The sequence below is a fragment of the Bradyrhizobium sp. AUGA SZCCT0222 genome (genome assembly GCF_018130205.1).
Lineage (GTDB): Bacteria > Pseudomonadota > Alphaproteobacteria > Rhizobiales > Xanthobacteraceae > Bradyrhizobium.
On sequence record NZ_JAFCLX010000061.1, the window covers coordinates 1 to 12,929 of the forward strand.

At 63.8% G+C, this 12,929-nt stretch carries 11 protein-coding genes; 4 read left to right on the top strand and 7 right to left on the bottom strand.

What is annotated here, in order from left to right; translation table 11 throughout:
• Positions 1-374 precede the first annotated feature (374 nt).
• A complete protein-coding gene (locus JQ629_RS32755; protein WP_212416123.1) occupies positions 375-1,715 on the top strand; it encodes a S41 family peptidase in 1,341 nt (446 codons plus the stop codon).
• Positions 1,716-1,741: 26 nt separating this feature from the next.
• Here JQ629_RS32755 and JQ629_RS32760 read toward each other — a convergent pair whose 3' ends face one another.
• On the bottom strand, positions 1,742-4,465 hold the full coding sequence (locus JQ629_RS32760) for a bifunctional diguanylate cyclase/phosphodiesterase (RefSeq protein ID WP_212416124.1): 2,724 nt from the start codon (positions 4,463-4,465) through the stop codon (positions 1,742-1,744).
• A 158-nt stretch (positions 4,466-4,623) separates the two neighbouring features.
• Positions 4,624-5,868 carry an MFS transporter gene (locus JQ629_RS32765; RefSeq protein ID WP_212416125.1) on the bottom strand — a complete coding sequence of 415 codons (1,245 nt, stop codon included), beginning with the start codon at positions 5,866-5,868 and terminating at the stop codon, positions 4,624-4,626.
• Between the two features lie 98 nt (positions 5,869-5,966).
• Here JQ629_RS32765 and JQ629_RS32770 point away from each other — a divergent pair, with 98 nt between their 5' ends.
• Together JQ629_RS32770 and JQ629_RS32775 are read left to right on the top strand one after the other, a co-directional pair.
• Entirely contained in the window at positions 5,967-6,557 is a 591-nt protein-coding gene (locus JQ629_RS32770) for a CGNR zinc finger domain-containing protein (RefSeq protein WP_212416126.1), read from the top strand.
• Positions 6,558-6,778: 221 nt separating this feature from the next.
• On the top strand, positions 6,779-6,943 hold the full coding sequence (locus JQ629_RS32775) for a Flp family type IVb pilin (RefSeq protein ID WP_212416127.1): 165 nt from the start codon (positions 6,779-6,781) through the stop codon (positions 6,941-6,943).
• A gap of 60 nt (positions 6,944-7,003) precedes the next feature.
• Here JQ629_RS32775 and moaC read toward each other — a convergent pair whose 3' ends face one another.
• The 4 genes from moaC to JQ629_RS32795 all read right to left on the bottom strand — a co-directional run bounded on the left by moaC (position 7,004) and on the right by JQ629_RS32795 (position 11,364).
• The gene (gene moaC / locus JQ629_RS32780; RefSeq protein ID WP_212416128.1) at positions 7,004-7,504 is read right to left on the bottom strand and encodes a cyclic pyranopterin monophosphate synthase MoaC; all 501 of its coding nucleotides are present in this window, start codon (positions 7,502-7,504) and stop codon (positions 7,004-7,006) included.
• Positions 7,505-7,507: 3 nt separating this feature from the next.
• Positions 7,508-8,329: an indole-3-glycerol phosphate synthase TrpC gene (gene trpC, locus JQ629_RS32785; protein ID WP_212416129.1), complete on the bottom strand. Its 822-nt coding sequence runs from the start codon at positions 8,327-8,329 to the stop codon at positions 7,508-7,510.
• A gap of 17 nt (positions 8,330-8,346) precedes the next feature.
• Complete coding sequence (gene trpD / locus JQ629_RS32790; RefSeq protein ID WP_212416130.1) at positions 8,347-9,360, bottom strand: anthranilate phosphoribosyltransferase; 1,014 nt, start codon at positions 9,358-9,360, stop codon at positions 8,347-8,349.
• Between the two features lie 105 nt (positions 9,361-9,465).
• A complete protein-coding gene (locus JQ629_RS32795; RefSeq protein ID WP_212416131.1) occupies positions 9,466-11,364 on the bottom strand; it encodes a peptidylprolyl isomerase in 1,899 nt (632 codons plus the stop codon).
• Positions 11,365-11,640: 276 nt separating this feature from the next.
• Here JQ629_RS32795 and tpiA point away from each other — a divergent pair, with 276 nt between their 5' ends.
• Positions 11,641-12,393, top strand: coding sequence for a triose-phosphate isomerase (gene tpiA / locus JQ629_RS32800; RefSeq protein ID WP_212416132.1), 753 nt, complete (start codon positions 11,641-11,643; stop codon positions 12,391-12,393).
• Here tpiA and JQ629_RS32805 read toward each other — a convergent pair.
• Entirely contained in the window at positions 12,390-12,929 is a 540-nt protein-coding gene (locus JQ629_RS32805) for a GNAT family N-acetyltransferase (RefSeq protein WP_212416133.1), read from the bottom strand. The two genes, tpiA and JQ629_RS32805, sit on opposite strands and share 4 nt — an antisense overlap.

Below are 12,929 nucleotides of genomic sequence, written 5' to 3' on the forward strand. Positions count from 1 at the left end.
AACGACCTCCCATAAACCCCGCAACGCCCGCCTCGATCGCCCCATCTTAATCGAGGCACCGAGACTTACGACCCATAACCCCAGGGAGTAGTTTTGCGGAAGGTCTCTACAACCGAGTTTCATGGAGAGATCACGCGGTATGGGTCCCCCGATGCGCAATTGCGCATCTGCGTTCGCCGGGACGACGATTCACAGGGTGCCATATGCCCCCCAAAAACAGTCCAATCCGGCCAAAACCCTATACTTAACAAACCCGTAATGGCCCGGACCGAAACCGCCTTGATCCGACCAAAAAGCCGTTGTTGGTTGACCGCGCCGGAGCCCGGGACGCCGATTCACATGATTTTGGCGGTTGATAGCGAGAAGGATCGCAAATGCGCAGGAATCTCACCTTTCTCCTCGGCACGGTCACCGGCGCCTGTTTGACCTTTCTGGTCGCCGGACCGCAGGGGACGCATCTGGTTGCGGCCGCCAAGGCTGCGGCCCGCACCGACGGCACCTATTCGCAGCTCAATCTGTTCGGGGACGTGTTCGAGCGCATTCGCAGCAGCTATGTCGAGAAGCCCGACGATTCCAAGCTGATGGAGGGCGCCATCAACGGCATGATCTCCTCGCTCGATCCGCATTCGCGCTACATGAATGCGAAGGGCTGGAGCGACATGCAGGAGACCACGAATGGCGAATTTGGCGGGCTCGGCATCGAGGTGACGATGGATGACGGCCTCGTCAAGGTGGTGGCGCCGATCGACGACACGCCCGCCGCCAAGGCCGGCATCATGTCGGGCGATCTGATCACGCAGATCGACGATGATTCCATTCAGGGGATGACGCTCGATCAGGCCGTCAGCAAGATGAAGGGGCCAGCCAACAGCAAGATCCGCCTGAAGATCGTTCGCAAGGGCGCGGATACGCCGGTCGAGGTCGCGATCGTGCGCGAAATCATCCGGGTGCGGCCGGTGCGCTTCCGCACCGAGGGCGGCGATATCGGCTATATCAGGATTACCAGCTTCAACGAGCAGACCACCGACGGCCTGCGCAAGGCGATCGGTGAGATTACAAAGTCGATCCCGTCCGACAAGCTCGTGGGCTACGTCATCGATCTGCGCAACAATCCGGGCGGCTTGCTCGATCAGGCGGTGTCGGTGTCGAGCGCCTTCATGGGGCGGGGCGAGGTGGTCTCGACCCGTGGCCGGACGCCGGAGGAAACCCAGCGTTTCGTCGCGCGCGGCGGCGATCTGACCAAAGGCAAGCCGCTCGTCGTGCTGATCAACGGCGGATCGGCATCGGCGTCCGAGATCGTGGCCGGCGCCTTGCGCGACCACAAGCGCGCCACCATCATCGGCACGCGTTCGTTCGGCAAGGGCTCGGTGCAGACGATTATTCCGCTCGGCAAGTCCAACGGCGCGCTGGCATTGACGACCGCGCGCTATTTTACGCCGTCCGGAAAATCGATCCAGGCCCAGGGTGTCACGCCTGACATCGAGGTGCTGCAGGACGTGCCGGACGAGTTGAAGAGCCGTGCCGAGCTGAAGGGCGAAGCGTCGATGCGCGGGCACCTGGCCGCCGACGGCGCCGAGCAGACCGGTTCGCAATCCTACGTGCCGCCGTCCGAAAAGGACGACAAGGCGCTCGGCGCCGCCTACAATCTGCTGCGCGGGGTCACCGTCAACGCCAATGCGCCGGCGGTTGCGGCGAAGCGGCCGGTGCCGAACTAGAGCGTCCTCAAACGAAGAAGACCCGTCTAGGCGGCGGGCTTGCGCCTGCGGGAGCCCACAGGGCTCGCGGCGGCAGGCATCGGCCGGTGCGCGAGCAGCAGGGGCTTGATGTCGGCGCCGGGTCGTGGCGGGCTGAACAGATAGCCCTGCATCTCCGAACAGCCGAGCGCGCGCAGCAATTCGCGCTGCTGCTCGGTCTCGACCCCTTCCGCGGTCGTCGTCATGTGGCGCGCGGCGGCGATGTTCACGACAGCCTCGACGATGCTGGCCGACCCTTCCGGCTCGGCGATATCGGTGACGAAGCAGCGGTCGATCTTGATCTTGTCAAACGGGAAGCGCTTCAGATAGCTCAGCGAGGAATAGCCGGTCCCGAAATCGTCGAGCGCGATTCTGACCCCGATGGCGCGAAGCTGGTGCAGGATGGCAAGCGCCGCATCGTCGTCGCGGATCAGCACCGCTTCGGTGATCTCGAGTTCCAGCCGGCCCGCGGCCAGGCCCGACGCCCCAAGCGCTGCCATCACCTTCAGCGCCAGCGTGCCGCTCTTGAACTGTACCGGCGAAACGTTGACCGCAAGGCGGACATCGTCCGGCCAGGTGGAGGCCTCGGCGCACGCCGTGGTCAGCACCCACTCGCCGAGCTGGTTGATCAGGCCGGTCTCTTCGGCGATCGGCACGAAGTCGGCCGGCGAGATGATGCCGCGCTCCGGATGGCGCCAGCGCACCAGCGCTTCGCAGCCGGTGATCCTGCCGTCCCCGAGGTCCAGACACGGCTGGTAGTAAACCTCGAAGCCGCCATCGATGATGGCCTGTCGCAGGTCCATTTCCAGCACGCGGCGGGCGCGCACCTGGGCGTCCATTTCCGGCTGGAAGAAGCGATGGGTGCGGCGGCCGGCGGCCTTGGCGGCGTACATCGCCAGATCCGCGTTCTTCAGGATCTGGTCGAGGTCGGAACCATCCTGCGGCGCCAGCGCGATGCCGATCGAGGCGTCGGTGGTCACCTGATGGCCGAGGCATTCGTAAGGAGCGCGGATCGCATCATAGATGCGGCGGGTGAGTTCGGTGACATCGTCGGCGCCCGTCACCCCGGTCTGCACGATGGCGAATTCGTCGCCGCCGAGCCTCGCCACGAAATCGGTCTCGCGCACGCAAGCACGCAGGCTGACCGCGACGGCCTTGAGCAACTCGTCGCCGATCATGTGTCCGAGCGAGTCGTTGATGCTCTTGAACTCGTCGATGTCGATATAGAGCACCGCAAGCTGCCGGTCGGCCGCGACGTGAGGCAGTTCCTGCTTGAGTTGTTCGTGGAACAGGGTGCGGTTCGGCAGGTCGGTCAGCGCGTCGTAATGGGCGAGGTGGGTGATGCGTTCCTCGGCCTGGCGTTGTTCGGTAACGTCTTCATGGGTGGCCACCCATCCGCCGTCCGCCAGCGGTTCGTTGACGACCTGGACCGAACGTCCGTCGGGGGTCGTGATGATCATCGCGTTGCGCTGCCCGACGTCGCGCAGCACCCGCACGACGTAGCGGTCGACGTCGCCGGTGAACGATCCGGTCTGTTTTCGATGCGCGATCACGTCGCGGAAGCTGCAGCCCGGCTTCACGATCTCGGCCGACAGGCCGTACATGTCGAGATAGCGCTGGTTGCAGATGACGAGGCGCTGCGAGGAATCGAACAGCAGCAGGCCTTGCGTCATGTTGTTGACGGCGGTGTCGAGCCGCTGTTTTTCCAGCGTCAGCCGCTGCTGCGACGCGCGATGCTGCTGCAAGAGCTTGCGCACAACCAGGAACAGCAGGATGGCGATCGCCGCCACGGACAATCCGGCCACCGCGATCAGGATGGAGATTTGCGCGCGCCAGTCGGCCAGCGCCGCCGCGGTGGTCGTCGCTGCGACGATCACGATCGGAAATTTGCTCAGCGCGCGCGAGGAGATCACCCGGTGCTCGCCGTCGAGCGGGCTGGTCAGACGGGAGGTGGTATTGGCGCGCTCGAACACAAGCCGCTGGCTGGCCGGGCCGGACTTGAAGTTCTTGCCGATCATCTCGGCGACATGCGGATAACGGGCGAGCAGCGTGCCGTCGCGGTGGTGCATGGCGATCGCGGCATCCGATCCGAGCGCCACCGAAGCGAAGAATTTCTCGAAATTGGCGGGTTCGATGCCGCGGCCGATGGCGCCGAGGAATTCGCCGTTCGGCCCCGTGACCTTGCGCGCGATCACTGTGGTCCAGACGCCGGTGACACGGCTGTAGACCGGCTCGATCACCACGGTCGGCGATTCCGGCCCGGACTTGAAGGTCTTGAAATAGGCCCGGTCCGCGACGTTGACGGGCGGGGCGGGCCAGGCCGCCGACGAATTGATCAGTCTGCCCTCGACGTCGAAGACGTTGACACCGCCGACATAGGACACCGCCTCGATCTTGGACTTCAGCATCAGATGGATTTCCTCGCTCGACATCCGGCGCCGGAAATGTTCCGTCGTCGTGATCAAGCTGGATCGGATGAAGCTGATCAGGTCCTTCTGGACCACCTCCAAATCCTCGAGTTGCTGGTCGAAATGGCGGGCCAGCAGCAGCACGGTGTTTTCCAGCTCGCGTTCGCTGTTGCGCAGCGCGCGTTCGCGGAAATTGCCGGCCATGATGGTCGCGCCGATCGCGATCGTGGCGATCAGCAGCACGCCGCCCAGGATCAGCCATCGGATCGGACCGCCGCGAAAGATGGGCTTGATCTTGAATGAGGCGGTGTTGATTGAACCCATTGAACGAGATCGCTGCCAGCAAATAATCCCGAAAGCAGTATTGCGTGCTTCCGGCCCGTGACTTTGCTACCGCGCCGAGATGGAATTGACGTTAGCAAGTCTGGTTAACGAAACGTTAGCCAGGTAGCGAATGCTGCCGATGACAACCTCGGCAGGGCCTAGTTCCGAAGGGGTGCGTGGGGTGGGCGGAACATGATCGCAACGATGGCGGCGGCGATGACGTTGGCGGCGACGCCGGCCAGGATCGGCAGCGTATAATCGCCCGTGAGATCGAATACGTAGCCGGCGGTGCTGGGACCGATCAGGGTGCCGAACGCGACGCTGGTGTAGAGGATGCCGATGATGCCGCTGACATGGCGCCCGCCGAAATGATCCATCACAACGGCCGGAAGTACCGCAACCCACGCGCCGTAGACCATGCCGTAGATGAAGGCGAATCCGGCAAGCTGCCAGAAACTCGTCGAGATCAACCAGATTGCGAGAGCGAGCGCCATGCCGATGAACAGCAGCAGCAGGGCGGTTTGGCGGCCGATCCGGTCGGCGAGCCCGCCGAGGAAGAAGCGGCCGGCGGTAGAACCGATGCCGATGATTCCGAGCAGCAGCACCGCGGAGGAGGCCGCAACGCCGTGATCCCCGGCATAGGGAACGAGGTGCACGAACGGCACGAACAGGCCGAACGAGCAGATCAGGCAGGCGGCATAAAGCGCAACGAAGTGTGGTGAGCGGATCGCCTCGCTGACCGTGGCGCCCTGCGCCTGCGCCGGGATGGCGCCCGGCAGGACCGCATCGCCGTCGGGGTTGAGACCGCGCGCGCGCGGATCGTTCTCCAGCAGCAGCGCCATCCCGCCGCCAACGACGGCGGCGATGGCGCCGAGCGCCAGGTAAGCGCCGCGCCATCCCAGCGTCTCGATCAGGAGCGTCGCCAGCGGCGGCATCACCAGTGTGCCGACGCCGATGCCGCTCACGGCAAGACCGGAGGCAAAGCCGCGCCGCCGTACGAACCACCGCTGCACCGCGCCGACCGCGGGCACATAGGCGCAGCCGATGCCAAGTCCGACACCGAGGCCGTAAGCGGTATAGACCTCGAGCAAATTGCGTGCGGCACCCGCCGCGGCGAGCCCGAGGCCGATCAGCAGCATGCCTGCCAGCGCGAGGCGGCGGGAGCCGTAGCGGTCGGCGAGGGGGCCACTGACGATGCCCAAGGCAAAATAGAGAAAGCCCGCGAGCGAAAACACCAGCGAGACCGAGCCGCGCGAGGCGCCAAAATCGCGCTGCAGCGATTCCAGGAACGCGCTGAACGTATAGGCGCAGCCGAAGCCGACGAAGGTTACGGCGAATGCGGCTGCCACGACGAACCAGCCGTAGAAAATCCTCGTACGGGACCAGGTTGCCTCGTGGCTCATGGCGGGTTCCTCTCGAACGGGTTGCGGGGCAAACACCAGTATATTAGTTATATTGGTGTCTCTTGCTGTCAACCGGTAAATATGCTTTACTGGTGTCGATGTCGCGAGAATCAAAAAAGTTCGGCGTTCCGGACGAGCTGGCCAATCTCTATGATTTCGCCAATACGCTCGACGTCAGGCACTTCACGCATCACGGCGTGCCGCATCCGCAAGGCGATGAACTGACCAGCGCGCGGGAGCTCGCGAGGTGGATGTCGCAGCGCGGGCTGGCGCCCACCAGCGCGAAGATCACGCCGGCGATGTTTGCAACCGCGATCGAACTGCGGACGTTGGTGCGCGACTATCTGCAGTGCGATCCGCTGGAGCGGCGCGGAAACAAGGATGCGGTTCGCGCGCTGAGCAAAGCGCTGAAATATTTTCCGTTGGCCGTGGCGGCAGGGGATGACGGCATGGTGCTGCGGGCGGCGCGCGAAGATGCGCTCGCGGGACTATCGCCGATTGTCGCAGAACTCTATGACGGCTCGAGAAATGGAACTCTTGATCGGCTGAAAACGTGCGCGTCTGACGAATGCCGCCGGGTGTTTTTCGACCGCTCGAAACCATCGACGCGGCGCTGGTGCATGTCATCGCTGTGCGGGAACCGGATGAAGACACGCAGCTATCGCGAGCGGCAACGCAACGCCGGATAAATCACATCGCACGGAGAATCAGGTTCCATTTCCGGAACTGCAGAAATTGCCGCCTCACGCGAATGGAGGTGGAACTATTTGCCGGCCTGCGCGCGCTGAAACCAACTCTTTACCATCTAACATCATGAAAGTGTTCAGGCGTGCTGCTGGCACGTAGTTTGCGAGTTCTCATCGCTTGCAAAGTTTGTCATCGCGTTTGTGCGTACACAGGTGAGGGCGTCATGAAAAAGATGTTGAAGGAATTCATTGCGGACGAAAGCGGCGCGACCGCGATCGAGTACGGGTTGATCGCTGCGGGCATCGCGCTTGCGATCATCGCTGCAGTTCAGGGCGTCGGAGGCAAGCTTGCCACCAACTTTGGCAAAATCAGCACGTCGCTCAAGTGATTTGACGTGAGCACGGACAAGCGTGGCGACCGCAGGGCTTCGGCTCGACCGGCGGACTGATCAGTCCCCGGCGCGGTAATGTCCGGACTTGCCGCCCTTTTTCTCGACCAGATGAATGCCTTCGATCCGCACACCGCGCTCGACTGCCTTGATCATGTCGTAGATCGTCAGGCACGCGACCGACACCGCCGTCAGCGCTTCCATCTCGACGCCGGTCGGCCCGGTGACCTTCACGGTGGCGCGGACGACGCAGCCGGGCAATTTCCTGTCGGGCGTGATGTCGAGCGTGACCTTCGATAGCGCCAGCGGATGGCACAGCGGGATCAAATCCGAGGTGCGCTTGGCCGCCATGATGCCGGCAATACGGGCGGTGCCGAGCACGTCGCCCTTTTTGGCGTTACCGGAGACGATCAGTTCGAGCGTCGCCTTGCTCATGACCACGCGGCCTTCGGTCACGGCTGTGCGTTCGGTGGCGGGTTTGGCCGACACGTCGACCATTCGCGCTTCGCCCGATGCATCGATGTGGGTGAGGGCGCCGCCTTTGGAAACCTTCCGCGCCATCGCCTAGCGCGTCCCGGTGGCGCGCGGCACGTCGGTACGGGCCAGTAACGCCCGCGTTGCCACCGTGACGTCGGCCTGGCGCATCAGGCTTTCGCCGACCAGGAAGGTCGCCATGCCGACGCGCGCGAGGCGCGCAAGGTCTGCCGGAGTAAAGATGCCGCTTTCACCGACCATCAGGCGATCCCCAGGGATCAGCGGCGCGAGCGCCTCGCTGGTCACCAGCGTGGTTTCGAAGGTGCGCAAATTTCGGTTATTGACGCCGATCATCGGCGAGCGAAGCTTTAGCGCGCGATCGAGCTCAGCGCGGTCGTGGATTTCGATCAGCACGTCCATGCCATGCGCGATGGCGGCATCTTCCAGATCCCTGGCCGTGCCGTCATCAAGTGCGGCCATGATGATCAGGATGCAGTCAGCGCCATGGGCGCGGGCCTCGACCACCTGATAGGTGTCGAACAGGAAATCCTTGCGCAGCACCGGCAAATTGGTCGCCGCACGTGCCGCGACCATGAAATCGAGATGGCCCTGGAATGACGGCGTATCGGTCAGGATCGACAGACACGCCGCCCCGCCGGCTTCATAGGCTTTTGCCAATGCCGGCGGATCGAAATCGGCGCGGATCAGCCCCTTGGAGGGCGAAGCCTTTTTCACTTCGGCGATCAGCGCATAGTCACCGCGATCAAGCTTTTCACGGATCGCGCGCAAGAAGCCGCGCGGCGGCGGCGCGGCTTTGGCCAGTGCTTCCAGGCTTGCCAGCGGATGCGCACGCTTGGCGGCGGCGATCTCCTCGCGCTTGTAAGTCTCGATCTTGCTCAGGATGTCGGACATGTCAGGCGCTCCCGCGGTCAGCCGTTGGACACCGCGATCAAATGCTTGAGTTTTGCAGCTGCGGCACCGCCGTCGAGCGATTTGGTGCCCAGCGCGACGCCTTCCTTCAAATCCCTGGCGCGGCCGGCGACGATCAGCGCCGCCGCGGCGTTCAGGAGAGCGACGTCGCGATACGCGCTCGGCTTGCCGTTGAGCACGCTTTGCAGCGCCACTGCGTTGGCGTCGGCATCACCGCCCTTCAACGCTTCGCCGCCGACGCGGGCGAGGCCGGCCTCTTCCGGTGTCACCTCGAAGGTGCGGATATTGCCGTTCTCGAGGCTCGCGACAAAGCTCGGGCCGGTGAGGGTAATTTCGTCGAGACCGTCGGAGCCGTGCACCACCCAGACCGACTCGGAGCCGAGGTTCTTCAGCACCTGCGCCAGCGGCTGCACCCAGTGCCTCGAGAATACGCCGACCATTTGCCGCTTGACGCCGGCCGGGTTGGACAGCGGCCCGAGCAGGTTGAAGATCGTACGCGTGGCGAGTTCGACCCGGGTCGGGCCGACGTTCTTCATGGCCGGATGGTGGGCGGGCGCGAACATGAATCCGATGCCGGCTTCCTGTACGCAACGGCCGACCTGGGCGGGTGAAAGGTCGATCCTGACACCGAGCGAGGCCAATACGTCGGCCGCCCCGGAGCGCGAAGACAGCGCGCGGTTGCCGTGTTTTGCGACGGGCACGCCGGCGCCCGCGACAATGAAGGAGGCGCAGGTCGACACGTTCACCGACCCGGAACCGTCGCCACCGGTGCCGACCACGTCGACGGCCTCAGCCGGCGCCTTGACCCGCAGCATCTTGCCGCGCATCGCCGACACCGCGCCGGTGATCTCGTCGACCGTCTCGCCGCGCACCCGCAGCGCCATCAATAGTCCGCCCATCTGCGAAGGCGTCGCCTCGCCGGACATCATGCTGTCGAAGGCGGAGGCGGCCTCCTCACGCGACAGCGTCGCACCGGTGGCGACTTTTCCGATGATAGATTTGAGGTCGTCCATCGCGTTGCTTTCAGGATTGGGACGTCTTTATCTCTTGAGCATGACCTTCGAGCAAACGCTACGCGCTTGTCGAGGGAAAACCGGTGCCCACGTCCCGGATCATGCTCAGTTGCTGTTCGCGCCCGTCACCTGTGCGAAGGCCGCCTGGTTGATGGTCGTGCCGATCTCTGACTCGATCTTCGTGACGTACTGTGCGACCTGTTCGTCGGTGAGGCCCCGCAGCAATGTCTCCTTCAGTTTCTTGACCTCGTCGGCAGCGACGTTGACCGAGGGCATGCTGACATCGGTGACGCGGTACACGATCCACTCGCTGCCCCCGGCGCCGGCGGTTTGTCCGACGCCATCCTTGGCGGTGCGAAACGCCGCGGTGATGAGGCTCGAGGGCACGCCGGATGGAGCGGCGTCGCGCCGGAAGCCGGTTGCGGTTTCGAACTTCGAGCCGATCGACGCGGCTTCTTCGGCCAAGGTGCCGCCACGCTCGAGCTTGCCGACCATCTCGGTCGCCTTCGCGCGCAGCTTGCTCGATATCTGGTCTTCGCGCCACTTGGTTTCGACCTGGGCGCGGACCTCGTCGAGATTGCGTTCACGCGACGGCGTAACGCCGATAACGTCGTACCAGACATAGCCGCCGGCAAACTGGATCGGATCGTTGTCGACGCCGACATTGCTTGCGAAGGCTTGCGAGACCACGTCGAGACCACGCGGAATATTGCCGACCGGCCGGCCGTCAGGGCCGCGGCCGGAGCGGTCGACGGCCTCGATGGTGACTGCGCTCAGTCCGAGCTTCTGGGCGGCTTCGACCACGCTGGCGCCGCCGCCACGCTCGTCTTCCATCTTGTTGTGGAGTTCGGCGACTTTGCTGCGCGCCCGCTCGGTCGCGATCTCCTTTTTGATCTGCGCTGCGACACTTTCATAGGAAGGCGTCGTAGCCGGTTCGATCTTGCCGACCTTGACCAGCGCCACGACGAACTGGCCTTTTATCGGCTGGCTCACCTCGCCGGAGGACAGCGCGAACGCCGCGTCGGCGATGGCCGGATCGATGATGGCGGATTTTGCCGTCATGCCGAGGTCAACAAGATTAGCGTTGTGTTCCTTGGCGACGTCGTCGAACGACATTCCGGATGTGATGCGGCTGCGCGCGGTGAGCGCTTCCTCGGCGTTTTGAAACACCATCTGCTGCACTTCGCGCTTCTCGGGCGTACCGATCCGGTTACGGCTCTGTTCAAATACCTTCTTCGCATCCTCGTCGGAGACTTCGGACCATTTGCCGATTTCCTCGGGGCTGATCACGATGAACGATAGTTTGCGAAATTCGGGTGCGCGGAACTGGGTCTTGTGGTCTTCGAAATAGGCGGCGAGCGTCTCGGGCGAGGGCGTGTCGATGGCGCCGGCCTGCGCGGCGTCGAGTTTGATGTAGTCGACCGACCGCTGCTCGTTCTGGAACCGGGTCAAGGCATCGATCATGAGCTTCGGCGGCTCGAGCCCGGCCGTGACGGTGTCCGCGATCTGGCGCCGCAAGCCCAGGCGCCGCCGCTCGGCGAGGTAGCGCTGCTCGGTGTAACCGAACTGGCGGATCGTGGCCTGGAAGCGCGCCGGATCGAAATTGCCGCCCAATCCCTTGAAGGCGGGATCGTTGTAGATAACCCGCATGGCCTCGGCATCCGACTGGGCAAGGCCCATGCGCCGCGCCTCCTCGTCGAGGGCGGCTTCCGCGATGGTCTGCTGCAGCACCTGACGATCAAGCCCAAACAAGCGGGCCTGCTCCTGGGTCAGCGGCCGGCCGAACTGACGGCCCAGTTGCTGGAGCTTGTCGGTGTAGATCTGGCGGAATTGCTCGGTCGAGATCTCGGTCTTGCCGATCTTGGCCAGCGTCGACTGCCCAAAGCCCTTGAAGATGTCGGCGATGCCCCAGACAGCAAAGCTGAGAATCAGCACGCCCATCACGACGCTCATGATGGCCTTGCCGAGCCAGTTTGATGAGGCTTTGCGTATTCCTCGAAGCATGGGTCCAACTTGTTTTGTAGGAGGGGAACCGGGTGATACCCAAGGCGGTTTCCGATTGGAATACCGCAACAGGGCGTCTACCCGAGTTGATATCGCATCATAAAGTGGCAGTCGCCCCCCCGCAACCTCGGTTCGGGCCCTAGCAACCTCGGTTGCGTGCCCGTAACCTCGCCAATTGAAGCGGTTAACGGCTCAGAGATCATTTGAAGCGGTGTCTGGAACTGGTGGCGCGCCTCTGCTAGCGGAGGGGGACCCCATTTTCGAGAGAAAATCGACATGCCCGACGCCATTCGGCACCTGATTGCCGGCAACTGGAAAATGAACGGCCTCAAGTCCTCGCTGGCCGAATTTGAGGCGATGCGCGAAGGTGCCGCAGCGGTGGCCGCCAAGGCCGACCTGCTGGTCTGCCCGCCGGCGACGCTGATCGCGGGCTTTGCCGATAAGGCGAAGGGCTCAAAAATCGCCGTCGGCGCCCAGGATTGCCACCCGAAGGCCTCGGGCGCCCATACCGGCGACCTCTCGGCTGAAATGCTGGCCGATGCCGGCGCCAGCGCCATCATTGTGGGCCATTCCGAACGGCGCGCCGATCATGGCGAAACCGATGCCCTGGTCCGGCAGAAGGCGGAAGCCGCCTGGCGGGCGGGACTGACGGCCATCGTTTGTATCGGCGAAACCCAGGGCCAGCGCGACGCCGGGCAAACCCTGGACATCTGCGGAGGCCAGCTCAAAGGCTCGCTGCCGGACGGATCGACCTCAGCCAATCTGGTGGTGGCCTATGAGCCGGTCTGGGCGATCGGCACCGGGCTGACCCCGACGGCAAAAGATGTCGAGCAAGTTCATGCGTTTATCCGGGGTGTTCTCACCGACCGATTTAAGGCTGAGGGCGGCAAGATCCGGATTCTCTATGGCGGTTCGGTCAAGCCATCCAATGCGGCCGAACTGATGGCGGTCGCCAACGTCAACGGTGCACTGGTCGGCGGCGCCAGCCTGAAGGCGGCGGACTTTTTGGCGATCGCAGCGGGATGCTAGCCTTGCGCGGGGGCGTTGTTCTGCAGGCGCTTCCAGTAGAACATCGTGCCCGTCATGCCGCCGAGGGGCTTGTACGCATAGTCCGGAATGATCCCGGCCAACTTGAAGCCGACACGCTCGTATAATCCGGACGCGCCTTCGTCGTCGGCGGTGTCGAGCACAAGCAGCCAGCGCCCATGATCGATCGCCACGCGCTCGGCCGCGTATAGCAGCGCCTTCGCCACGCCGCGGCCGCGATGGCTGACCCGCGTCATCATCTTGATGATTTCCGCCCGGTGTGGCTGGTTGAGCGCAAGGTCCAGCACCAGCGTTACCGTTCCGACCAGTTGGTCGCCGTCGAAGGCGCCCAGAATGATCCGTTCTCCGCGCGCCGCCGCGGCCAGCGATTTCTCCCAGAAGGCATTTGCGACCTCCTGGTGCAGCGGATGCATGAAGTTGACCGAGCCGCCATGGGCCACCGCTTCGATCAGTATCTCGCTGAGGCTCGCGCGGATATCGGGCGACGGGCTCAAGGGTTTGATTTCGATATCAGGCAT

Excerpts from the sequence above, each read along its gene's own strand:
- JQ629_RS32765 (WP_212416125.1), bottom strand. The coding sequence starts at position 5,868 with ATGAGCCACGAGGCAACCTGGTCCCGTACGAGGATTTTCTACGGCTGG.
- JQ629_RS32760 (WP_212416124.1), bottom strand. The coding sequence starts at position 4,465 with ATGGGTTCAATCAACACCGCCTCATTCAAGATCAAGCCCATCTTTCGC.
- trpC (WP_212416129.1), bottom strand. The coding sequence starts at position 8,329 with ATGTCCGACATCCTGAGCAAGATCGAGACTTACAAGCGCGAGGAGATC.
- JQ629_RS32805 (WP_212416133.1), bottom strand. The coding sequence starts at position 12,929 with ATGCCTGATATCGAAATCAAACCCTTGAGCCCGTCGCCCGATATCCGC.
- trpD (WP_212416130.1), bottom strand. The coding sequence starts at position 9,360 with ATGGACGACCTCAAATCTATCATCGGAAAAGTCGCCACCGGTGCGACG.
- moaC (WP_212416128.1), bottom strand. The coding sequence starts at position 7,504 with ATGGCGCGGAAGGTTTCCAAAGGCGGCGCCCTCACCCACATCGATGCA.
- JQ629_RS32755 (WP_212416123.1), top strand. The coding sequence starts at position 375 with ATGCGCAGGAATCTCACCTTTCTCCTCGGCACGGTCACCGGCGCCTGT.
- tpiA (WP_212416132.1), top strand. The coding sequence starts at position 11,641 with ATGCCCGACGCCATTCGGCACCTGATTGCCGGCAACTGGAAAATGAAC.
- JQ629_RS32770 (WP_212416126.1), top strand. The coding sequence starts at position 5,967 with ATGTCGCGAGAATCAAAAAAGTTCGGCGTTCCGGACGAGCTGGCCAAT.
- JQ629_RS32795 (WP_212416131.1), bottom strand. The coding sequence starts at position 11,364 with ATGCTTCGAGGAATACGCAAAGCCTCATCAAACTGGCTCGGCAAGGCC.
- JQ629_RS32775 (WP_212416127.1), top strand. The coding sequence starts at position 6,779 with ATGAAAAAGATGTTGAAGGAATTCATTGCGGACGAAAGCGGCGCGACC.